The organism is Nonomuraea sp. NPDC049152 (genome assembly GCF_040648355.1).
GTDB lineage: Bacteria > Actinomycetota > Actinomycetes > Streptosporangiales > Streptosporangiaceae > Nonomuraea.
In genome coordinates this window covers 652,696-673,019 of sequence record NZ_JBEZDO010000001.1, presented here as the reverse complement: position 1 = coordinate 673,019, position 20,324 = coordinate 652,696, and the positions used below count along the sequence as shown (strand labels likewise).

Genomic DNA, 20,324 nt, shown 5'->3' with positions numbered 1-20,324 from the left:
CTATGGCAGATCGCAGGGCTCGTCGAAGGGCCGAGACGCAGGAGGAGATCCTCGGCATCGCGCTGGAGGTGATGGCGGCCGAGGGGGTCGCGGGGCTGAACATGGCGACCGTGGCCAGGCGGCTCGGCATCCAGCCGCCCTCGCTGTACAAGTACTTTCCTTCTCGGGCCGCCGTCTACGACGCGCTGTTCAAGATCGGCCAGGAGGGATACCTCGACGCGGTACAGCAGGCCGCGCGCGGCCACGAGGGCCTGGCGGCGATGGGCGCGTCGCTGGAGTCGGGCGCGCGCTGGATCATGGCCAACCAGGTGCTGGCCCAGCTGCTGTTCTGGCGTCCCGTGCCAGGCTTCACGCCCTCTCCCGAGGCATACGCGCCGGCCCTGGACATCCACCGGCACTTCGCCACACTCATCCGCGCCGCGGTGGAGCGCGGCGAGCTCCATCCCGACGCGGCGGGTGAGGAGGGGCTGGCCCTCGCCGCCAGCCTCATCGCAGGCGTGATCTCCCAGCAGCTCGCCAACCAGCCCGACGCCACCTACGAGGAGGGCGCCTTCACCCGGCTGGTCCCTCGGCTTCCCGCCGTGTTCGCGGCGGCATACCCGCCGCGCTGAGCTGGTCTCCCAGGGCGGGCGCGCCTCGCCGGTTGTCGATCTCCAGATGCGGTACGGCGGGCGGCTCGTCCACCATGATCGCCTTCAGGTAGGCGTCGAAGGCGGCCAGCTTGCCCTCGTCCCTGGCCAGCCCCCTGAGGACCAGCCGTTCGCGCAGGGTGGGCCCGTCGGAGCGGACCCACACCAGCCTGACCGGCGGTCCGCCGAGCCGCTCGACCCAGTCCTCCCACAGCGCCGCCGTATGCACCTGCGAGGTGAAGGGGCCGTCGAGCATCACGGGGCAGCCGTGCGTGCGGATCTGCCGGGCCAGCCTGGTCAGGCCGCCGTACTCGTGGCGTTTGACGTGCCGGTCGTACCAGGGGCCCTCGCGCTCGCCCTGCGCCCTGCCGTGCACGGTGAGCAGTTCGGCGACGAAGTCGCCGTAGACGGCGTCCTTGTCGAGCAGCGCGGGGACGGGGTCCAGACGCGCCAGCAGCGCGGCGGCGACGGTCGACTTGCCCGCGCCGGGCGGGCCGCTGATCACCCAGACAGGAACCACAAGGTCAGAGCGTACGCGGATCTGCGTACGCCGATGCCGCCCGCCTGCGGACGACCTTCCGCGCGATCATGGACAGACTCGGCGCATGCTCACCTTGGTCCTGCGTGCCTTCAAGATCCCCGACCTGCGCAAGAAGATCCTCTTCACGCTGGGCGTCATCGTGCTGTTCAGGCTGGGGCAGATCCTGCCCTCGCCCGGCGTGGACCTGGCGGCGGTACGGCAGTGCCTGGGCGGCGCGCGCGGCGGGGTCGTCGACATGGTGCAGCTGTTCAGCGGCGGGGCGATGCTGAAGCTGTCGGTTTTCGCGCTCGGCGTCATGCCGTACATCACGGCGAGCATCATCGTGCAGCTGATGGCGGTGCTGATCCCGCGCCTGGACCAGCTCCGCAAGGAGGGGCAGAGCGGGCAGGCGAAGATCATGCAGTACACCAGGTACCTGACGGTGGCGCTGGCCGTGCTCAACGCCACCACCATCGTCGCGCTGGCCCGCTCGGGCGCGCTGCTGCCCGGCTGCACGCGTCCCGTGCTCTACGACACGGGCCTGCTCGCGGTCGGCGTCCTGGTGACCGTGCTGGTCGCGGGCACGTGCGTGGTGATGTGGCTGGGCGAGCAGGTCACTGAGAAGGGGATCGGCAACGGCATGTCGATCCTCATGTTCACCCAGGTCATCGCGGTCTTCCCGTCCTACATGTCGACGATGTTCGTGATGAGCCCCTTCGCGGCGGTGACGATCCTCGTCTCCGGTCTGTTCCTGATCGCGGCGGTGATCTTCATGGAGCAGGCGCAGCGCCGCGTTCCCGTGCAGTACACCAAGCGCATGGTCGGGCGGCGGATGTACGGCGGCAGCAGCACCTACATCCCGCTCAAGGTCAACCAGGCGGGCATCGTCCCGGTCATCTTCACCTCGTCGCTGCTCTACATCCCCACACTGGTCGGCGGCTCGGTGCCGTGGATCAGCCGGTACATGGCGGGCGATCACCCGCTCTACATGCTGGTCTACTTCCTGCTGATCGTCGGCTTCGCCTACTTCTACGTCTCGATCACCTTCAACCCCGTCGAGGTGGCCGACAACATGAGGCGCTTCGGCGGGTTCGTGCCGGGCATCAGGCCCGGCAGGCCGACCGCCGAGTACCTGGGGTTCGTGCTGTCGCGGCTGACCGCCTCCGGTGCCGCCTACCTGGGCGTGCTCGCGCTGCTTCCGCTGGTGGCCTTCGCCCTGCTGCGCGACCCCTCCTCGGCGCAGAACTTCCCCTTCGGCGGGACGAGCGTGCTCATCATGGTCAGCGTCGGGCTGGAGACCGTGAAGCAGATCGAGGCCCAGCTTCAGCAGCGCAACTACGAGGGGCTGCTCAGGTAGCCCACGAAGGCGGCGCGAGCGCCCTGCCCGCATGGCTCACGAGGGCAGGGCGAGGCCCGCGCGCATCGCGAAGACCACGAGCTGGGCCCTGTCGCGGGCGTGCAGCTTCACCATGGCCCTGCTCACGTGCGTGCGCACGGTGTCGGGGCTGATCACCAGCTCCCTGGCGATCTCGTCGTTCGACCTGCCGGTCGCCACCCACGCGACCATCTCCCTCTCGCGCGGCGTCAGCGTCTCGACGCCGGCGACGGGCTCGGCGCCGCCCGTCCTGCCGAACAGGCCGATGACCTTGCGGGTGATGGCGGGCGACAGCAGGGCCTCGCCCGCCGCCACCACCCTGATCGCGCTGACCAGCTCGTCGGGAGCGCTGTCCTTGAGCAGGAACCCGCTCGCGCCCGCCTGGAGCGCGGCGAACACGTACTCGTCGACGGCGAACGTCGTCACCACCACGATCCTGGTGCCGTGGAGCGCGGGGTCGGCCGCGATGGCCCGCAGCACCTGCAGGCCGTCCATTCCGGGCATCCTGATGTCGAGCAGCAGCACGTCGGGACGCTTCTCCCTGACCAGCGTCACCGCCTGACCGCCGTCGGCCGCCTCGCCGACCAGCTCCAGGCCTGACTCCCTGCCGATGAGCGCCTTGAGGCCCATCCGCACGACCGCCTGGTCGTCGGCGATCCCGACCCTGATCACGGCTTCCCGCGTCGCGCCGCCTTCAGCCGGGATCACGCGGCGTCCAGGGGAAAGCGGGCCACCACCTGGAAGCCACCGCCGTCCCTGGGGCCCGCGCTGAACTCGCCTCCCGCGGCCAGCACCCGCTCCCGCATGCCGGACAGCCCCCTGCCCCCGGCCGCCGCGACGGGTCCTCGGCCCCTGTCCGCAACTTCGAGCACGAGCGCGTCCCGGTCGCCGGTCACCTTCACCAGCGCCCTGGTCGGCCCGGCGTGCCTGATCACGTTCGTCAGCGACTCACGCACCACCCGGTAGACGGTGCCGCGCAGGTGGGCTGGCACGTCGGGCTCGGCGGGCTCCAGGTCGACGGGCAGGCCCGCGGCGCGGACCCCGCCGACCAGGCCTGGCAGCCGGTCGTCGCTGTCGCGCGGGTCCATCAGGTCGAGCGCGCCGCGCAGCCCGGCCAGCGCCTCCATGCTCGTCTCCCTGATCGCCCGCAGCGACTCCCTCGCCTGTTCGGGATTCTCCTCCAGGACCAGCAGCGCCAGCCCCGCCTGCATCGCGATGGTCGAGAAGCCGTGGCCCGCCGCGTCGTGCACCTCACCGGCGATCCTGGCCCGCTCCCGCGCCACCAGCTCCTCGGCGAGTGTGCTCGCGGCCGTCTCGGGGTCGGCCGGTACGGCGCAAGCCTGGAGCGATGCCTGCCACAGAGCCGCGGCCGGTGCCGCGCTCGCGCCCCTGGGCGTCCATTCGCCACCGGATCCCGCCCAGCGGTGGGGCCACGCGGCGCGCGGTGCCGCGTCGAGGCCGGCGGACGCGTCGGAAGGATCGTGGCGGTCGGCGGCAGGCGCGGGAGGCGGAGTGTCGTGCTCGTAGGCGGCCGCCACCGCCGCGCGGGCCTGAGCCAGACCGCTCAGCGACAGCGGCACCGCCAGCCAGCCCGCCCACACCAGCATGAGGACGGCGGGCATGTCGCCCATGCGGGCAGCACGCGACGCCGCCGCGGACATGGACTCCCACAGGCGGCGGACAGGGCGTCGTTCCCGTGTCACCATTCCGCCCAGATCCTAGCCAGTTTCAGACGCTTCGGTTCGACATCCCGTCGGCGAGACCCCAAGAAGTGATCTTCCGTGGGGTGATCCTGATGAGTTCCCCGCTGAAGCCGGGAAGGGGCGGCTCCTGGTCGGTGAGCGCCTCGGCCGTCCCCCTGATCTCGATGCCGCGCACGGTCCACGGCCGCATGGAGGCGAGATCGTCGAGCAAGCCTGTGACCTCAAGTGTGGTTGAGTCAAGCGTATTCGTCGTTGAGCCGCCACCACTGGTAGGGCTCGGTCTGCGGCCAGCCCTGGGGGGAGTCCTCCCAGGTCTCCTGCCTGCCGTACGGGGTCAGGTCGAGCAGGTTGAAGTCCATCCGCAGCCGGTCGGCGCCGCGCGAGGTGGTGAAGTAGGTGCGGAAGGCGCGCTCGCCGTCGCGCAGGAACACGCTCACGCCGAAGCCGTCGCCCGCGCCGCACTCGAGGTTGAACTCGGGGCCCGAGTAGAGGGGCAGGTGCCAGCCCAGGCGCCGCCGTACGGGCTCCAGGTCGGCGTACGGCGAGCGGGAGACCACCGCCATCGTCGTGTCGCGGGCGCGCAGGTGCGCCAGGTTGGGGATGTTGTCGGTGAACGAGGCACATCCCGGGCAGGGCAGGCCGTCGTCGTGCAGCGGCATGAAGTGGTAGACCACGAGCTGGCGGCGCCCGTCGAACAGGTCGAGCAGGCCGAGCTTGCCCTCGGGGCCCTCGAAGACGTAGTCGGTGCCGAACTCCACCATCGGCAGGCGGCGGCGCTTGGCGGCCAGCGCGTCGAGCAGCCTGGTGGCCGCCTTCTCCTCGATGAGGAGTTTGTCTCGCGCTGCCTGCCATTCCTCGGTGGAGACGATTTTCGGAAGGTTCATGATGGTTCCCCTCGTTTCCGTCCTACTCCTAATTTAGGAGCGGCCACTTAGGAAATACAAGAGGGAGCGGTATGCTGATCACGTGCGCACCTATCAGGACCCGTGCGGGGTGGCCCGCGCGCTCGATCTCGTCGGCGACCGGTGGGCGCTGCTGGTGGTCCGCGAGCTGATGCTCGGCCCCAAACGCTTCACCGACCTCCACCGCGACCTGCCGGGCAGCAGTCAGAACGTGCTGTCGCAGCGGCTGCGGGAGCTGGAGGAGGCGGGAGTGGTACGGCGGCGCAAGCTGCCCCCGCCCGCCGTCGTCTGGGTGTACGAGCTGACGGAATGGGGGCTCGGCCTCGAACCCGTCCTGCTGCACCTGGGGCGGTGGGGGAGCCAGGCGCCCATCACCACGACGAACCGGCTCGGGGTGACGTCGCTGGTGCTGGCGCTGAAGGCGATGTACCTGCCCGGCTTCGAGGGAAGCTTCGAGCTGCGGATGGGTGACGAGGTCTTCGCTGTGAAGACCTCGTCGACGGACATCTCGGTGGGGCGGGGACCTGCGGCCCGCCCCGACGCGGTGCTGAAGGGCGAGGCGGCGGCCCTCGCCTCCGTCCTCCTCCAGGGCGCGAACGTACGGCAGGCCGTGGCCGCCGGTGGGCTGGAGATCGAGGGCGACGAGGCGGCCGTGACCCGCCTGGTCGGCCACCTCGCGACCTCCGCCTGATCTCTCGCCGCGTCGTTCAGCGCAGGACGGCGCGGTCCACGGTGCCGGGGTCCAGGACGTGCTCGATCACCATGACCGCCGCCCCCACGACCCCCGCTCGATCCCCCAGTTCGCTGGTGCGGATGCTCAGATGCTGGGTGGCCAGTGGGAGCGACCTGCTGTAGATGACCTCGCGCACCCCCGCCAGCACGTGCTCACCGGCCTCCGCGATGTCACCGCCGATCACGATCACCGCGGGGTTGAAGAAGTTCACGATCGAGGCCAGCACGTCGCCGACCTCCCTGCCCGCCTGCCTGATCAGCTGCACGGCCTGCGTGTTGCCCTGCCGTACCAGGTTGACGACGTCGCGGCTGTGCGCAGCGGGCACGCCCGCCGCGGCCAGCTTGGCCGCCACGGCCGCGCCGCCCGCCACCGCCTCCAGGCAGCCGGTGTTGCCGCATCTGCAGACCACGTCGGCCGCCGAGGAGACGCGCACGTGCCCGATGTCGCCCGCCGCCCCCTGGGCGCCCCTGTGCAGGCGGCGGTCGGAGATGATGCCGCACCCTATGCCGGTGCCGATCTTGACGAACACGAGCTGGTCGGCCTCGGGCCTGGCCGCCCAGTGCTCGCCGAGCGCCATGATGTTCACGTCGTTGTCGACGAGCACGGCGGCGCCGAGCCGCCCGCCGAGCCACTCCGGCACGGGGAAACCATCCCATCCCGGCATTATCGGCGGGTTGATCGGGCGTCCCGAGGCGTGTTCGACGGGACCCGGGAGGCCGACGCCGACGCCGCACACCTGCTCGACGCTGTGGCCCGTCTCCGCGAGCAGTTCGAGGAAGGTCTCGAGGAGCCATTCGAGCGTCGGCTCGGGGCCCCGGTCGATCGCGAGGTCGGCGGTGCGTTCGGCCAGGACGGTGGTGGCGAGGTCGGTAACGGCGACCCTGGCGTGGGTGGCTCCGAGGTCCGCCGACAGCACGACGCGGGCCGAGCTGTTGAACGCGAACGCCACGGCGGGCCTGCCGCCCGAGGAGATGGCGTCCTCGGTGGGCACGATCCACCGGTGGCTGAGCAGCACGTCGAGCCGCTGTGACACCGTGGACCTGGCCAGGCCGGTGAGCTGGACGAGCTCGGCTCTGGTGCGGGCCTGGCCGTCCCTCAGTATCGCCAGCAGCGCGCCCGCTCCGGCGGCTGTGCCACCCGGTTCGTTCACCATGTCCGGAGACAACACCGCTCCTCCCTGTCCCCCATAAAAGCGATATGTCGAATTGAAGCACACTTCTGCTTGACCATCGGCGGAAGAATCATGTCATCTTCGGGCGCTGAGATGGGCCGACGTTGCCACGTTCCTGGCCGGGGGATGGGGGTGCGCCGGGAGGGGCTTCCGGTGGGCTGGGGAGGGGGGATCCGGCGGGCGCGGAGAGGTGACGCGCGGCGGCGGGGACGGTCAGCCGTTGGTCAGCCAGCGGACCGGGTTGTCGTGCGTGATCGAGCGGATCGTCTCCTCGTTCACCCCGGCCTCCCTCAGGCGCGGGAGCAGCGTGCGGAACACGTGGGAGTACCCCGCTCCGCCGTACCGCTGGAGCTGGGCCACGCGGGACACTCCGCTGCCGAGCAGCAGCCGGCCGGCGTGCCCCTCGGAGATCAGCTCCAGCGCGACCTCGGCCGCCTGCGAAGAGCCGAGCCCGACGGAGGAGAGGCTGACGTAGGCGCCCGCCTCGGCGACCTTGCGCGCCAGGACGGGGTCGTGCCCCGCGCAGGCGACGCTCACCCGTGACGCGGGCAGCCCCTGGCCGAGCAGGATCTCCAGCAGCGCGAGCCCGTTCTGGCCGTGGGTGGCGACCGGCAGCCGGGTGGAGACCGAGGCGCGGGCGGCGGCGACCAGGCAGCGTTCCTCGGCGGGCGTGGGCTCGGCGCCCCATGAGCCCACTTCGCCGATGACGCCGGGCAGGATACCGGTGCCGTCGAGGCCCGAGGTGATCTCGTCCATCAGCCGGGCGGTGAGAGTGTCGACGTCGTCCTGCCCGACCTGGGCGAACGGCTCGGCGAACAGGCCGGTCGACGCGACGACGGGCACCCTGCTGCCCGCGGCGACGCGGGCCATGGAGGCGGCGTCCCTGCCCATGCCGATGCAGGAGAGTTCGACGGTGAGCCCGAGGTCGTCCGACTGGCGCAGCTCGCGGAGCTCTTCGGTGACGGTGCGCTCCTCGTCGAGCCACCGGTGCGGGTCGGAGTCGATGCCCACCGCCCAGCGCAGGTCGCAGCGCAGGTGCTCGTGGGGGAGGACGGCACCGGTGATCGCGTCGGCGCGGATTTGACCGGTGACGGTGCGTATAAGTACCTCGGGCATGCACGACATTAACCGATATTTGCTGGTAAACGCCTAATGTCTGCCGAAAGCTTTACCTAGGGAGTGTTTCAGCGCTGACCTGCGACGACACGGCGGCCCCTGCCCGGCCGAGTCACCGGAGACCCCGTCGCTGTGGAGCCTGGCGGTTTTCCGCGCACGGGCGGCGCGCGGGCGGAGGGACGTGGCGATCTACCGGGGAGCGTCATTCCGCCCATTACGCTGGATCCGTGGCAATGGACTCCGAAACCGGTGACGCCGACGCGCTGAAAGACGAGGCCGCGCGCCGTTCAGGTATACACGGCTGGCTCGACGGCATCAGGTCCACCAAGGCCGGCGCCCTCACCCTGAAGATCATCATTGGGGTGATCGGCACGGTGATGGTCGTGGGCGGGCTCATCATGGTGCCCTTCCCCGGCCCCGGATGGCTGGTCGTCTTCGCGGGCCTCGCCGTGCTGGCCACCGAGTTCCACTGGGCGCACAAGCTGCTGGAGTTCGGCAAGCGCGTCCTGCACGCCTGGACCGAGTGGTACAAGCGGCAGGGCTGGACGGTGCGGATCATCGTCCTGGTCGTCACGCTCGCCGCCATGGCCGTGATCATCTGGGCCGCCATGAAGGTGAGCCTCGGCATCGACCTCATCGTGGAAGCCCGCAAGCTCCTCGGTATCTGACGTTCATGCTCGTTCGGTCTGCGAGGCGGACGAAAGGGTGAGCGCCTGCCTAGGCTGCCGCCGTGCTCACCGTCCTCGTGGCTCTCGCCCTCATCCCGCTTCCCGGGACTTCCGTGACGCTCCATGAGCAACCGGGAGATCCCGTACGGCTGACCGCATACGGCCTGGGCACCAAGCAGGCCTACCTGCGCGGCGCCTCCACCTTCGTCAGCCGGCGTGACGCCGCGGAGGTCGTCGTCTCGCCCGACGGCCGGATGGCCGCCGCCGTACCGGCCGCCTACCGGGGAGGGCACGACGCGCTCGTCGTCACCGACCGCGCGACGGGCCGAGCCAGGCGGATCCCCACAGTCGCCGGACCCCTGATGGCCTCCTACGCCTCGTGGTCGCGCGACAGCAAGAGGGTGCTGCTCACGCTGGAGCGGAAGACCTCCGGCAAATGGCGCACCAGTGGTTACGTCACGGTCGACGTCGCCGCGGGCACCGCGCGCACGACCACCGTCGCGGGCGCCGACCCGGCGGCCACCTTCTGGTGGACCCCGGACGGTGGCGTGATCGCGCAGCACAAGGGCGGCGCGATCGTCCACAAGGAGGGCAGGAGGCCGAGGATCCTCCAGGGTGTCGGCACCCCTACAGGGCCCGACCTCTTCTCGCCCTCGGGCAGGCGCATGACGACGTGGTGCCCCTCACGGTTCGCCGAGCACGTGTGCCTGGTCGACCCCGCCACCGGAAAGATCGTCTCGCGCTCGAAGCTCAGGCCGGAGACGGTGGTCGGCTGGTGGAACGACAGCAGGTTGATCGCCGTCGTGCCCCATCGGAAGGCCTACAGGCTCGTGGTGGCCGACACCGCGGGCACGGTCAGGCGGGTGCTCGCAGCGATTCCGTCCGGCACCTGGCAGGCCGAACTCTGGCTGAGCTTCACCCGTAAGTGAGAGGGTGCCTTCCGTGAGCTTAAGCACCCTCCTTCTCGCCGCCACGCTCGCCTTCACAGGGGCGGACGTCAGGCTGCCCGGACTCGACGTGACCCTGCGCGAGCAGCCGGGCGACCCGAAAAGGGTCACCGCCTACACCACCGCGGGCTCGGCCTACCTGCGGTCAGGGGGCGCCTTCGCGGGGCAGCGCTCCTACAACGACCTCGCCGTCTCCCCCGGAGGTGGGTTCGTCGCCGCCATCCCCAGGAAGTTCACGAAGGGCTACGACCGGATCGCGATCGTCAACCGCGCCACCGGCAGGGTCGCCAAGATCCGCACGGTGAAGGCGCCCATGGTGGCCGGCTCGCCGTACTGGTCGCCGGACGGGCGCAAGGTCGTGCTGACCGTCTCGAAGGGCGACGACGCGGGCGGCGGCTGGCGCAGCATCGGGTTCGTGGTGGTCGACGTGGCCGCCAAGCGCGCGCGGCTGGTGAAGGTGCGCGGCGCCTACCACGACGCGCTGTTCCAGTGGTCGCCCGACGGCAGGCGTGTCGTCTCCGACTACTGGGACGGCGTGCGCTTCTACGTGCCCGACGGCCGGGTCGCCTGGACCCTCTGGCGTACCGGAGGGCTGGTCGGCGGCGAGAGTGCCTTCTCGCCCGACGGCAGGCGGATGGCGACCTGGTGCCCGAAGCGGTACAAGGCCGCGCTGTGCACCTGGAACCCGTACAACGGCAAGCTCGACAAGAAGGTGAAGGTCCCCGCCGTCGCCTCCTACGGCTGGTGGGACCGCGAGCACCTGATCGCGGTCGGCAGGCACGGCAAGGGCTACCTGAGCGTGGTGATCGATCTGAAGGGCAAGGCGGTGCGCCCGCTGGCCGACATCAGTAGGACCGCGTGGCGCGACTACGACGTCTACCTGAGCTACACGCGCAACTGAGAGGGCTAGAGGTAGAGACCCGTGCCGTGGTCGGTCTCGTGGGTCGCCACGGCATGCAGGTCACGCTCGCGCATGACGAGGTAGACCTTGGTGTGCAACTCGACCTCGTACTGGTCCTCGGGGTTGAGCAGCACCTTGTCGCCGACCTTCACCGAGCGCACGTTCGCTCCCACGCCGCAGACCTCGCCCCAGGCCAGCCTGTTGGCCATCTTGACCGTCGCGGGGATCACGATGCCGGCGCCGGAGCGCCGCTCCTCGCCGTCCTTCTCCAGCCGGATCATCACCCGGTCGTGAAGCATTTGGATCTCGAACTTGGGGTCTGCCACGAATGCCAGTCTACGCGGGCCCGTGGGACCGATTCCCCTGTCGGCGATGTCGGGGAATCGAGGCGCCGTTGCCCGCCTGCCGCTCGATGCGCGAACAGGCATGGGCGCTGGGGCCCATGGCAGGATCTAGCCGCATATTTCGGGTGAACATGGCAGGATGACCGCCATGATCACGGCCTTCGGCTCCTCGGACTGGCAATGGGTCAACCCTCCCCGCGAGTGGACCGCCGACGACGGCCTGAGCCTGGTCTGCGATCCCGGCACGGATCTGTGGCGGAGGACCCGTTACGGCTACACCTACGACACCGCCCACCTGTTCGGCCGGATCGTCTCGGGCGACTTCACGCTCACGGTGACGTTCTCGGGCGAGTACGCCGAGCAGTACGACCAGGCGGGCGCCGTCCTGCGGATCGACGAGGAGAACTGGATCAAGGCGGGGGTGGAGTACGTCGACGGCGCCTTCCACCTCAGCACCGTCGTGACGCGTGAGGTGTCGGACTGGTCGGTCCTGCCGCTGCCGGGCGTCTCGGGCAGCGTCACGTTCGCGCTGGAGCGCAAGGGCGACGCGGTGACCGTCGGCTACGGCCTGGACGGCGCCGCCCCCGTGTCGATGCTGCGGCTGGCCTACTTTCCCCCGGCCGTCCCCGCGCTGGCGGGCGCGATGGCCGCGGCCCCGGCGGGCAAGGGCTTCCCCGTCCGCTTCGAGGCCCTGAGCATCACCGCGGGCTGACGGGTGGCCGGGCTCAAGGGAGGGTGAGTTCGGCGAACACGGATCGGTGGTCGGTGCCGGGCAGCGGGTGGACGCCGAAGGAGCGCACCCCCATCCGGCCGTCGGCCAGCACGTGATCGATCGTCACCCCGGGCACGGGCCGCCATCCCTGCTGCGGCCACGTCGCCGTGAACCCCTGTCCCCTCACGTCGGCCGCGTCCCTGTAGCCGGAGTCGAGCAGGTCCCGCACCGGCCAGTGGTCCAGGGTGGCGTTGAAGTCGCCCGCCAGCACCTTGAGCTGCCCGCCCGCCCTGGGCAGGGCCGCCAGCCCGGCTCTCCAGCAGCTCATCTTCGCGTCGTGGCTGGGCGCGCACGGGTGCACGGAGACCACCTCGATCTCCGGTCCTCCCTTGACCTCGACCACCGCCCTGGCCTGCCGGAAGTTGCCGAGGGCGAGCAGCGGCTTCTCGGTCAGCGGGTGCAGGGAGTAGATCCCCGAACCCCAGACGCCGGTGTGGGACCTGTCCACCACGTACGGCATGCGCTCGCGGAGGCCGAGCCCGTCGAGCCGCTTCCTGGCGTCGGGGGTGAGCTCCTGGATGGCGAGGACGTCGGGCTTGAGCCGGTCGACCAGCTTCACCAGCTCCGCGGCGTCCCCCGCGCCGACGGCCAGGTTCGACGCCAGCACCCTGAACGTCCTGTCGCCCGTCCGGGGGTCCGCGTCGGTGAAGTACCTCGGCAGGACGGCCAGTGCCAGCGCCCCCGCAGTCACCACGGCCACCGTCATGGGGACCCATCGCCTCAGCAGACCGGCCGCCAGCAGCGGCACCATGGAGGCGGCGGCGACGTAGGGGGTGAACGCGACCAGCTGGATCCACCGGTCGGCGATGTCCACCCCCGTCACCCTGAGGGTCGCCCAGGCGGCGAACGGCACGACGAGCAGCCAGGCGAGCACAGTCCGGATCATGGAGCGGAACCTACCCGGCGCATGTGCAGAAATCGTGAAGGTCTCCGGCGCTCTTCGTGCAGCCGGGACCCGTTCCCGGTTGATCGGTCGTGGGGGAGGAGTGGCGGCACCACCCGCCGGCTCGCCTGGAGGGGTGAGCGGGTGGCGTGCTCGGGCAGGCTCAGACGGTGACCGAGGACTCCACCGGCAGGCCCGCCTCGACCCAGTCCTGGATCCCCTCGCGGTACTTGCGCACGTCGGTGTACCCGAGCGCCTCCAGCCGGTTGGCGACGGCCTGGCTGTTGGGGCAGGCGGGGTTGGAGCAGTAGGTGACGATCGCCGCGCCCCTGTCGGGCAGCAGGTCGGCCGCGCGTGCGTCGACCTCGCTTTCGACCAGCGCGACGGCGCCCGGCAGGTGCTGCTGCGCGTAGTAGTCGCCGCCGAGCGCGTCGACCACGGTGACCTCTCCTGCGTCGATCGCCGCCTTGAGCTCGTCGCGGGTGATGAGGGCGGTCATTGCGACCTCCAAGGTAAATGGACTACAGTCCGGTTTGTGGATGGCACGGAAACTACCGGACCGCAGTCCGGTTCGTCAAGCGAGGTGCTGGAGATCCTGCGCAGCCGCCCGCCCCAGGAGCGGGCGGACGCCGCCCGCAACCGCGAGAAGGTGCTGGCCGCGGCGGCCAGGCTGTTCGCCGGCAAGGGGGTGGAGGCGGTCTCCATGGACGCGATCGCCGCCGAGGCGGGCGTGGGAAAGGGGACGCTGTTCAGGAGGTTCGGCGACAAGTCGGGGCTGGCGGTGGCGCTGCTCGACGCCCGCGAGCGCGATCTGCAGGAGCGCATCCTGTCGGGGCAGCCTCCGCTGGGTCCGCCGCCCGCGGGTCGTGACATCGCGCCCGCCGAACGGCTCGCCGCGTTCGTCGAGGCCTACCTCGACTACCTGTTCGCCCACCTCGACCTGGTGCGGATGTCGGAGACCGCCAGTCCGGGGGCACGGTACCGGATCGGCGCCTACGGCTTCTGGCATCGGCACGTGGCGATCCTGCTGGGCCAGGCGCTGCCGGACGCCGACCCCGAGGCGCTGTCGCATGCCGTCCTGGCGGGGCTGACGGGCGAGCTGGCCACCGTGCTCAAGGACAGGTACGGCGAGCCGCGCGCCCGCGCCGCCCTCACGTGGGCCGCGCTGGCGGTCCTCGCCGGCTGACGAGCGTCAGCCGCGCATGAGGCCGGGCGCGACGGGGTTGCGCGCCCTCCGCGCCTCGGGGACGATCAGCGGCGTCCCGGACTGGGGGTCGGCGATGATCTCGCACCGCAGGTCGAAGACCTGCTCGACCAGCGTGGGCGTCATCACCGAGGCGGGATCGCCCTCGGCCACGACCGCCCCTTCACGCATGACGACGAGGTGGGTGGCGTACCTGCACGCCTGGTTCAGGTCGTGCAGCACGGCCACCATGGTCCGCCCCGCCTCGTGCAGGTCGGCGCAGAGGTCGAGCACCTCGATCTGGTGCGAGATGTCGAGATAGGTGGTCGGCTCGTCGAGGAGCAGGATGGGCGTCTCCTGCGCCAGTGCCATGGCCAGCCACACGCGCTGCCGCTGCCCGCCCGACAGCTCGTCCACGATCCGCTCCGACAGCGAGCCGACGTCGGTGGCCGCCATGGCCGCCGCCACGGCCAGCTCGTCCGCCTTCGACCACTGCCGCATCAGCCGCTGGTGCGGGTAGCGTCCCCTGGCCACCAGGTCCGCCACCGTGATCCCGTCGGGCACGATCGAGGTCTGGGGAAGCAGCCCGAGCCGCCGCGCCACCTCCTTGGACGGCAGCGAGGTGATCACACTCCCGTCCAGGCGGACCGCGCCCGTGCGCGGCCTGAGCATCCTGGCCAGCGCGCGCAGCAGCGTCGACTTGCCGCAGGCGTTCGGGCCGATGATCACAGTGAACGACCCGTCGGGGATCTCCACGTTCAGCGACGTCGCCACCACCCGCTGCTCGTAGGCGAGGGTGAGGTCGGAGCCGGTCAGCCGGGCCATCAGCGGCGTTCCTTTCTCAGCAACAGAGCCAGGTAGGTGCCGCCGATGGCGGCGGTCAGCACGCCGACGGGCAGCTGGGTCGGGGCGAGCAGGCGCTGGGCGGCCAGGTCGGCCGCCGTCAGCAGGACCGCGCCGGTCAGCGCGGAGGCGATCAGTGTCACGCCGGGGGAGCGGGTCATCCTTCTGGCCAGCTGCGGCGCCGCCATCGCGACGAAGATCACCGGGCCCGCGGCCGCCGTGGCGACCCCGCACAGCAGGACTCCCGCGACGATCGCCGCCGCCCGCACGGGCTCGACCCTGATGCCGACGGCCCTGGCCGCGTCGTCACCCATCTCCATCATCCGCATCGGCCTTGAGACGTAGCAGCAGACCGGGGCGAGCGCGACGAGCGCCAGGGTGACGGGGATCGCGTGGTCCCAGCCGCGACCGCCGAGGCTGCCGGTGAGCCACGCGCCCGCGGTGGCCGCGTCGTTGATGTTCGCCTTGGTCAGCAGGTAGGAATCGACCGACAACAAGAGGGCGTTGACGCCGATGCCGACCAGGACGAGGCGGTAACCCTGCACGCCTCCGCGGAAGGCCAGCGCGTAGACCAGCGCGGCCGAGATCACGCAGCCGAGCATCGAGCCCGCGGCGATCTGCGCCGCCGTACCGCCCATGACCACGGCGACGACGCCGCCGGTCGACGCGCCCGCGGTGAAGCCGATGAAATCAGGGCTGCCGAGCGGGTTGCGGGTGAGGGACTGGAAGATCGCCCCGCTCAGCCCGAAGGCGGCGCCCACGGCGAGGCCGGTCACCACGCGGGGCGCCCGCAGTTCGCTGACGATCAGTTCGGCCACCGGTGAGCCCTCGCCGAACAGGGCGGAGACGATGTCGCCGACGGGCACGGTGAACTCGCCCGTCGAGACCGCGACCAGAGCCAGCACGACCGCGGCCACCAGCAGCGCGAGGCTCACCAGGAAGGGGCGGAGCGCCGGCCGCATCGAATAAGGACCGACGCGAACAGGGGAGGTCATAGCGCGGCCAACCTCCTGCGCCTGGCCAGCAGGATGAAGACGGGGGCGCCGATCACCGCGCACATGATGCCGACCTGCACCTCTCCCGGCGGCGCGATGACCCGCCCGGCGATGTCGGCGACGAGCAGCACCACCGGCGCGAGCACCGCCGCGTACGGCAGCAGCCACCGCTGGTCCGGCCCCACGACCGCGCGTACGGCATGCGGCACCGCGAGGCCGACGAACCACAGCGGGCCCGCGCCTGCCGTGGCCGCCCCGCACAGCAGTGTGACCGCGACCGCGGTCAGCACCCTGGTCCGCCCGACGGCCACGCCGAGCGCCCTGCCCGCCTCCTCGCCCAGCGCCAGCGCGTTGAGCGGCCTGGCCAGCAGTAGCCCGAGGACGATGCCCGCCACCATGAACGGCACCAGCCGCATGATCACGTCAGCGGTCTGAGCGGCCAGCGATCCGGTGAGCCAGAACCGCATGCGGTCGAACGCCTGGGAGTCCATGCGCAGGATCGCCTGGCAGATGGCGGTGAAGACCATGCCGAGCGCCACGCCTGCCAGCGCCAGCCGTACGGGGGAGGCACCAGAGCGCGCGGCCGAGCCGAGCGCGTAGACCAGCGCCGAGGCCAGCGCGGCGCCGCCGAAGGCGAACCACACGTAGATGGCGGGGTCGGTGAGCCCGAGCGCGCCGATCGCGACGGTCGCGCCGAGCGCCGCGCCCTGGTTGATCCCGAGGAGTCCGGGATCGGCCAGCGGGTTACGGGTCAGGCTCTGCATGAGCGCCCCGGCCAGCCCGAGCGCCGCTCCGACGCCGAGGCCGAGGACCGTGCGCGGCACCCTGAGCTCGCGGATGACGGTGTGGTCGCTGGAGCCGTCCGGTGTGGTGAAGGCGCTGATGACCGTCGACAGCGGTACCGAGCGCGCGCCGAGCGCAACGCTCAGCAGGGCGACCAGCACGAGCAGTGCGAGCGCGGCCAGCAATCCCACCGCCAGTACGGCGGGGCGGTCCCGCTGGGCGGCGGCCGGCTCCGTTGCGGGGTCGGCCAGTGGAGGCGCGGTCACGTGTCCCTCTCGTCGTAATCGGTTAGGCAAGGCTAATCTAACAAGGTTGGCAAAGGTAAGGCTAAGCTAACCCCCCAGTCCGCTTTAGGTAAGTCTCGTCTTAGGAGTAGCAAGATGTCGGTATCCCGCAGGGGTTTCGTCGCGGCGGCCACCGGCCTGGGCGCCGTTCTGGCCCTGGCCGCGTGCGGCGGGCAGGCGGCGTCCGCGCCCGTCGCGTCCGCGGCGCGGACCGGCGCCGCGACCACCCCCTTCTCCTACACCGACGACCGCGGCAAGAAGGTCGAGCTGCCCAAGACCCCAACCAAGATCGTCGCTCAGGTCGGCTCCGCCGCCGCGCTCTGGGACTTCGGCGTCAAGCCGATCGCCGTCTTCGGCCCGCACAAGCTCGACGGCGGCGAACGCGACCCTCAGGTGGGCAACGTCGACATCACCCAGGTCAAGGGCCTGGGCAACGTCTGGGACGAGTTCAACGTCGAGCAGTACATCGGCCTGCAGCCCGAGCTGCTGGTCAGCAGCATGTACTTGAAGGACACGCTCTGGTACGTGCCGGAGAAGTCCAAGGACACGATCGAGAAGGTCGCCCCGACCGCGGGCGTCATGCTCACCGGCAGGAACGCCACCGAGGTGATCGCCAAATACGGTGACCTGGCGGCCAAGCTCGGCGCCGACCTCAACGCCCCCGAGATCACCCAGGCCAAGACCCGCTACGAGGCGGCGCTCGGGGAGCTGAAGAAGCTCTCGTCCAAGGGCCTGAAGATCGAGCTGGTCTCCGGCAGCCCCGACGCGATGTACGTCTCGACGCCCGAGATGGTGCCGGACTTCAAGCTGCTGAGCGACTCCGGACTCGACATCGTCAGGCCGAAGGTCGACGCCCAGGGCTACTTCGAGCCGTTGAGCTGGGAGAACGCCGACAAGTACGAGGCGGACGTCCTCCTGTTCGACAGCAGGACCCAGGCCCTCGGCCTGGAGGAGATGAAGAAGAAGCCGACCTTCGCGAAGCTTCCCGCGGTCGCCAAGGGCCAGGCCTACCCGATGTGGGTCGAGACTCCCTACAGCTACCAGAAGTGGGCCGACCTGCTCGAAAGCCTGGTGGCCGACCTGGGGAAGGCTAGTAAGCTCCCCTGACCTCGACGATCTCCGCCAGCGGGAACTCCAGGTAGTCGCCCGCCTCCTCGCACCAGGCGTCGAGCGCCCCGCCGCGCAGCTCGCCGTGGCTGATCGTCGCGGTCAGCCCGTCGGTCAGCGTGATGCCCGCCCGCACGCCCCGGTCGACCACGAAGCCCAGCAGCGACTGCTGGGCGGTCGGCAGCCTGGTCGCGTTCCGCCCGATGATCGCCCAGGTGCGGCCGCTCTGCTCGACCCCGTCCTGCGCGCCGAGCAGGCGGCGGGCGTGCTCGCGCGGGTCGGGCGCGGGCTCGGTCAGGATGTGCGCGGGCACCTCCACCTCGGCCACCTGGCCGCCGGGCAGCAGGATCAGCTTGCCGTTCTGCGGATCCTCCGAGCTGGCGATCCTGGTGCGCCTGATGGAGATCTCACCCGTGTCGGCGATCGGCACGGGCGCGTAGCCGTTCTCCCTCAGGGCGGTCAGCGTGCGCTCGGTCGGCGCGGAGCTGACCAGCACGGTCGGGGCGAGCAGCCGCAGGCCGAGCCTGGCCAGGCGGCGGTGCTGGGCGATCTCGGCCAGCAGGGCGGGATCGGAGGCCTGCACGATGCACGCCACCGTCGTCACCGTCACCTCGCCGTGCCTGCGCGCCACGTCACGGATGAGGTACTCGAGCGGCTGCGGGATCGCGCCGACCTCGCCCAGTTCGGCCAGCAACTCGTCGGCGTCGTAGCCCTGGTCGAGCGCGCCGCGGACGCTCTCGGTGGTGAAGCGCCACACCGAGGCGGCGCCGCGCGACTCCCGCTCGGCCACCCTGTCGAGCAGCTCGGCCAACTCGGTGGAGGGCGGCCCGGTGACCACGGCGGTCAGGTCGGGGCCGAACAGCGCGCTCCTGCGCACGCTCGCCAGCGCCCGGGTCGAGGCCTCGGCCAGGACGGGGTCGTACTCGACGAGCGGCACGGTGTCGTCGTTCTCGTCGCCCGCGTGGGAGCTCAGCCCGGCCAGCGCCCTGCCGAGGTCGGTGAGCGCGTCGTTGGCCAGCAGGCCGAGCAGTCTGGCCTCCTCCAGCACCGCGGCGGAGCAGTCGGCCAGCAGGGCCTGGTCGAGCAGCGGGGCGTGCCAGTGGGCGCTGCGCACGAGGCTGCCCCTGTCGGCGAAGGCCGTACCCGACGGCAGGTGGGACAGCACGCCCAGCACCGCCCTGCGCACGCGGGCGATGGCCGCACCGCTCTGGTCGTCGCCGAGCACGGTGAGGTACTTGCCCTCAACCTTGCGCAGCGACGAACGCTCCATCCGCCACCAGGCCGACAGCAGCACCCGCAGCCTGGCCGAGCCCTCGTCGAGACGCCATCTGTCGAAGCGGTCGGTGGGCACCATGCCGGCCGACTTCTCATCCCACGCCAGCAGCCTGGCGACCGCGCAGATCTCCAGCAGGAGCCTGGTCTCGTCCTCGTCGCAGCCGGTCTCCCTGGCCACCCTGCGCACCTCGCGCACGCCCACCCCGCCGGTCTTCAGCAGCGGCAGCGGCGTCTTGGCGGTGTTGTCGAGCAGGGCGGCGCAGCGCTCGACCACGTGCGGGGCGGCCAGCGTCATGAGGTGGTCGACCTCCTCGGGGTCGACGGGGATCGTCGGCACCTCGGGCGGTTCGGGGGTGAAGGGCGGATGATAGCCGGCGCCGCGCATCGACAGCGCCACCTCGCGCGGCATCTCCGCCAGCTCCCATCGGGGACGGTAGAGCAGGCCGTGGTCGGCCGCCCACTTCTCCGGCGTGCCGAGCGTCACGAACCTGTCGCCGTCGACCTCGCGCACGGGGCCGTCCCATGCGAAGTCGGCCAGCAGCCGTTCGGTGCCCTCGGGCGCGTTGCGCAGCAGCGCGGTCAGCCGCGCCCCGTCGGACAGCACCTCCGTGACCCTGAGGATCGTGCGGCGCTTGTTTCCGTGGGGCGGCAGCCCGAGGTTGCGGGCCAGCGTGCGCAGGGTGTCGTTGCTGATGGTCCAGGAGTTGAGGTAGTGGTCGAGCGGCTCGCCGAGGCCGAGCGGCGCCGCCCACCAGCGCGAGACCGCGGCGGCCAGATGGACGCCGCCGTCCTGGTCGGGCCAGGCGAGCGCGTGGTCGTAGACGACGTCGAGCCAGGGGATGACCTGCGTCACCTGCGCGCCGAGGAAGCGGGCCAGCCGCTCGGGGGTGACGCCGTCACCGAGCACCAGGCAGGTCTGCGCGATCTCCAGACACGGCAGCGGCAGCGTCCGCATCGCCTCCATCACGGCGAAACCGTTGCCCAGCCGCTGGGCCAGCGTGTCGAGCCGACGCGGCCACGGGGCCGCTATGGCATCCGGTCGGTTGGAAAGGACGCGGGCGAGTCTCGCTTCGTCCAGGGTTCGCAGCCAGCCGAGCAGGTGATCATCCATCTGTCAGCACTCTCAGTGGGTCGCGCGCGGGGACTCGCCTTGAGCCTTGATCATCCACGTGGGCCTCACTACGAGGCAG

At 71.1% G+C, this 20,324-nt stretch carries 23 protein-coding genes; 9 read left to right on the top strand and 14 right to left on the bottom strand.

Features of this window, described 5'->3' with window-relative positions; genetic code table 11:
* Positions 1-2: 2 nt before the first annotated feature.
* Positions 3-611: a TetR/AcrR family transcriptional regulator gene (locus AB0B45_RS03420; RefSeq protein WP_358124498.1), complete on the top strand. Its 609-nt coding sequence runs from the start codon at positions 3-5 to the stop codon at positions 609-611.
* Here the strand turns inward: AB0B45_RS03420 and AB0B45_RS03415 are convergent.
* Positions 553-1,149, bottom strand: coding sequence for an AAA family ATPase (locus tag AB0B45_RS03415; protein WP_358124495.1), 597 nt, complete (start codon positions 1,147-1,149; stop codon positions 553-555). The two genes, AB0B45_RS03420 and AB0B45_RS03415, sit on opposite strands and share 59 nt — an antisense overlap.
* 85 nt (positions 1,150-1,234) lie before the next feature.
* Here AB0B45_RS03415 and secY point away from each other — a divergent pair, with 85 nt between their 5' ends.
* Positions 1,235-2,506, top strand: a complete 1,272-nt coding sequence (gene secY, locus AB0B45_RS03410) for a preprotein translocase subunit SecY (protein ID WP_358124492.1) — start codon at positions 1,235-1,237, stop codon at positions 2,504-2,506.
* 36 nt (positions 2,507-2,542) lie between these two features.
* On the opposite strand, the gene AB0B45_RS03405 is transcribed toward secY, so the two are convergent.
* Genes AB0B45_RS03405 through AB0B45_RS03390 form a run of 4 tightly spaced genes read right to left on the bottom strand, consistent with a single transcriptional unit; the run spans position 2,543 to position 5,111 of the window.
* Positions 2,543-3,196 carry a response regulator transcription factor gene (locus tag AB0B45_RS03405; RefSeq protein WP_358124747.1) on the bottom strand — a complete coding sequence of 218 codons (654 nt, stop codon included), beginning with the start codon at positions 3,194-3,196 and terminating at the stop codon, positions 2,543-2,545.
* 32 nt (positions 3,197-3,228) lie between these two features.
* Positions 3,229-4,230 carry a sensor histidine kinase gene (locus AB0B45_RS03400; protein WP_358124489.1) on the bottom strand — a complete coding sequence of 334 codons (1,002 nt, stop codon included), beginning with the start codon at positions 4,228-4,230 and terminating at the stop codon, positions 3,229-3,231.
* 22 nt (positions 4,231-4,252) lie between these two features.
* Positions 4,253-4,438 (bottom strand): hypothetical protein, encoded by a 186-nt coding sequence (locus tag AB0B45_RS03395; protein WP_358124486.1) that lies wholly within the window; start codon positions 4,436-4,438, stop codon positions 4,253-4,255.
* A 25-nt stretch (positions 4,439-4,463) separates the two neighbouring features.
* Entirely contained in the window at positions 4,464-5,111 is a 648-nt protein-coding gene (locus AB0B45_RS03390) for a DUF899 domain-containing protein (protein ID WP_358124483.1), read from the bottom strand.
* Positions 5,112-5,193: 82 nt separating this feature from the next.
* On the opposite strand from AB0B45_RS03390, the gene AB0B45_RS03385 reads away from it, so the two are divergent.
* Positions 5,194-5,820: a winged helix-turn-helix transcriptional regulator gene (locus AB0B45_RS03385; RefSeq protein ID WP_358124480.1), complete on the top strand. Its 627-nt coding sequence runs from the start codon at positions 5,194-5,196 to the stop codon at positions 5,818-5,820.
* 16 nt (positions 5,821-5,836) lie between these two features.
* Here the strand turns inward: AB0B45_RS03385 and AB0B45_RS03380 are convergent, their stop codons facing one another.
* Together AB0B45_RS03380 and AB0B45_RS03375 are read right to left on the bottom strand one after the other, a co-directional pair.
* Positions 5,837-7,015 (bottom strand): ROK family protein, encoded by a 1,179-nt coding sequence (locus AB0B45_RS03380; RefSeq protein WP_358124744.1) that lies wholly within the window; start codon positions 7,013-7,015, stop codon positions 5,837-5,839.
* A 231-nt stretch (positions 7,016-7,246) separates the two neighbouring features.
* Positions 7,247-8,149 (bottom strand): aryldialkylphosphatase, encoded by a 903-nt coding sequence (locus AB0B45_RS03375; RefSeq protein ID WP_358124477.1) that lies wholly within the window; start codon positions 8,147-8,149, stop codon positions 7,247-7,249.
* Positions 8,150-8,382: 233 nt separating this feature from the next.
* Between AB0B45_RS03375 and AB0B45_RS03370 the strand changes: the two genes are divergently transcribed.
* From AB0B45_RS03370 to AB0B45_RS03360, 3 genes are all read left to right on the top strand, one after another.
* The gene (locus tag AB0B45_RS03370; protein WP_358124741.1) at positions 8,383-8,817 is read left to right on the top strand and encodes a TIGR02611 family protein; all 435 of its coding nucleotides are present in this window, start codon (positions 8,383-8,385) and stop codon (positions 8,815-8,817) included.
* A gap of 62 nt (positions 8,818-8,879) precedes the next feature.
* A complete protein-coding gene (locus tag AB0B45_RS03365; RefSeq protein ID WP_358124475.1) occupies positions 8,880-9,746 on the top strand; it encodes a hypothetical protein in 867 nt (288 codons plus the stop codon).
* Positions 9,747-9,759: 13 nt separating this feature from the next.
* The gene (locus AB0B45_RS03360; protein WP_358124472.1) at positions 9,760-10,665 is read left to right on the top strand and encodes a hypothetical protein; all 906 of its coding nucleotides are present in this window, start codon (positions 9,760-9,762) and stop codon (positions 10,663-10,665) included.
* Positions 10,666-10,670: 5 nt separating this feature from the next.
* On the opposite strand, the gene AB0B45_RS03355 is transcribed toward AB0B45_RS03360, so the two are convergent.
* Positions 10,671-10,991 (bottom strand): co-chaperone GroES, encoded by a 321-nt coding sequence (locus AB0B45_RS03355; protein WP_354913060.1) that lies wholly within the window; start codon positions 10,989-10,991, stop codon positions 10,671-10,673.
* 157 nt (positions 10,992-11,148) lie between these two features.
* On the opposite strand from AB0B45_RS03355, the gene AB0B45_RS03350 reads away from it, so the two are divergent.
* Entirely contained in the window at positions 11,149-11,721 is a 573-nt protein-coding gene (locus AB0B45_RS03350; protein WP_358124469.1) for a DUF1349 domain-containing protein, read from the top strand.
* A gap of 13 nt (positions 11,722-11,734) precedes the next feature.
* Here the strand turns inward: AB0B45_RS03350 and AB0B45_RS03345 are convergent, their stop codons facing one another.
* A complete protein-coding gene (locus tag AB0B45_RS03345; RefSeq protein WP_358124466.1) occupies positions 11,735-12,667 on the bottom strand; it encodes an endonuclease/exonuclease/phosphatase family protein in 933 nt (310 codons plus the stop codon).
* Between the two features lie 160 nt (positions 12,668-12,827).
* Positions 12,828-13,163, bottom strand: a complete 336-nt coding sequence (locus AB0B45_RS03340; RefSeq protein WP_358124463.1) for a rhodanese-like domain-containing protein — start codon at positions 13,161-13,163, stop codon at positions 12,828-12,830.
* Between the two features lie 36 nt (positions 13,164-13,199).
* Between AB0B45_RS03340 and AB0B45_RS03335 the strand changes: the two genes are divergently transcribed.
* The gene (locus AB0B45_RS03335) at positions 13,200-13,850 is read left to right on the top strand and encodes a helix-turn-helix domain-containing protein (RefSeq protein ID WP_358124460.1); all 651 of its coding nucleotides are present in this window, start codon (positions 13,200-13,202) and stop codon (positions 13,848-13,850) included.
* 6 nt (positions 13,851-13,856) lie between these two features.
* Here AB0B45_RS03335 and AB0B45_RS03330 read toward each other — a convergent pair whose 3' ends face one another.
* The 3 genes from AB0B45_RS03330 to AB0B45_RS03320 are packed head-to-tail and all read right to left on the bottom strand — an operon-like array spanning position 13,857 to position 16,734.
* Entirely contained in the window at positions 13,857-14,672 is an 816-nt protein-coding gene (locus AB0B45_RS03330) for an ABC transporter ATP-binding protein (protein ID WP_358124457.1), read from the bottom strand.
* Positions 14,672-15,652, bottom strand: a complete 981-nt coding sequence (locus AB0B45_RS03325) for an iron chelate uptake ABC transporter family permease subunit (protein ID WP_358124454.1) — start codon at positions 15,650-15,652, stop codon at positions 14,672-14,674. Before AB0B45_RS03325 ends, AB0B45_RS03330 begins: the two co-directional genes overlap by 1 nt.
* Before the next feature lie 29 nt (positions 15,653-15,681).
* Positions 15,682-16,734, bottom strand: coding sequence for an iron chelate uptake ABC transporter family permease subunit (locus tag AB0B45_RS03320; protein ID WP_358124451.1), 1,053 nt, complete (start codon positions 16,732-16,734; stop codon positions 15,682-15,684).
* A gap of 114 nt (positions 16,735-16,848) precedes the next feature.
* Here AB0B45_RS03320 and AB0B45_RS03315 point away from each other — a divergent pair, with 114 nt between their 5' ends.
* Positions 16,849-17,859: an ABC transporter substrate-binding protein gene (locus AB0B45_RS03315; RefSeq protein ID WP_358124448.1), complete on the top strand. Its 1,011-nt coding sequence runs from the start codon at positions 16,849-16,851 to the stop codon at positions 17,857-17,859.
* Here the strand turns inward: AB0B45_RS03315 and AB0B45_RS03310 are convergent.
* Positions 17,843-20,245, bottom strand: coding sequence for a helicase-associated domain-containing protein (locus AB0B45_RS03310; RefSeq protein WP_358124445.1), 2,403 nt, complete (start codon positions 20,243-20,245; stop codon positions 17,843-17,845). The genes AB0B45_RS03315 and AB0B45_RS03310 overlap by 17 nt on opposite strands.
* Between the last annotated feature and the right edge of the window lie 79 nt (positions 20,246-20,324).

Coding starts and splice junctions, on each gene's coding strand:
- AB0B45_RS03420 (WP_358124498.1), top strand. CDS start 3: ATGGCAGATCGCAGGGCTCGTCGAAGGGCCGAGACGCAGGAGGAGATC.
- secY (WP_358124492.1), top strand. CDS start 1,235: ATGCTCACCTTGGTCCTGCGTGCCTTCAAGATCCCCGACCTGCGCAAG.
- AB0B45_RS03400 (WP_358124489.1), bottom strand. CDS start 4,230: ATGGTGACACGGGAACGACGCCCTGTCCGCCGCCTGTGGGAGTCCATG.
- AB0B45_RS03390 (WP_358124483.1), bottom strand. CDS start 5,111: ATGAACCTTCCGAAAATCGTCTCCACCGAGGAATGGCAGGCAGCGCGA.
- AB0B45_RS03380 (WP_358124744.1), bottom strand. CDS start 7,015: ATGGTGAACGAACCGGGTGGCACAGCCGCCGGAGCGGGCGCGCTGCTG.
- AB0B45_RS03375 (WP_358124477.1), bottom strand. CDS start 8,149: ATGCCCGAGGTACTTATACGCACCGTCACCGGTCAAATCCGCGCCGAC.
- AB0B45_RS03370 (WP_358124741.1), top strand. CDS start 8,383: ATGGACTCCGAAACCGGTGACGCCGACGCGCTGAAAGACGAGGCCGCG.
- AB0B45_RS03350 (WP_358124469.1), top strand. CDS start 11,149: ATGACCGCCATGATCACGGCCTTCGGCTCCTCGGACTGGCAATGGGTC.
- AB0B45_RS03345 (WP_358124466.1), bottom strand. CDS start 12,667: ATGATCCGGACTGTGCTCGCCTGGCTGCTCGTCGTGCCGTTCGCCGCC.
- AB0B45_RS03340 (WP_358124463.1), bottom strand. CDS start 13,163: ATGACCGCCCTCATCACCCGCGACGAGCTCAAGGCGGCGATCGACGCA.
- AB0B45_RS03330 (WP_358124457.1), bottom strand. CDS start 14,672: ATGGCCCGGCTGACCGGCTCCGACCTCACCCTCGCCTACGAGCAGCGG.
- AB0B45_RS03325 (WP_358124454.1), bottom strand. CDS start 15,652: ATGCGGCCGGCGCTCCGCCCCTTCCTGGTGAGCCTCGCGCTGCTGGTG.
- AB0B45_RS03315 (WP_358124448.1), top strand. CDS start 16,849: ATGTCGGTATCCCGCAGGGGTTTCGTCGCGGCGGCCACCGGCCTGGGC.
- AB0B45_RS03310 (WP_358124445.1), bottom strand. CDS start 20,245: ATGGATGATCACCTGCTCGGCTGGCTGCGAACCCTGGACGAAGCGAGA.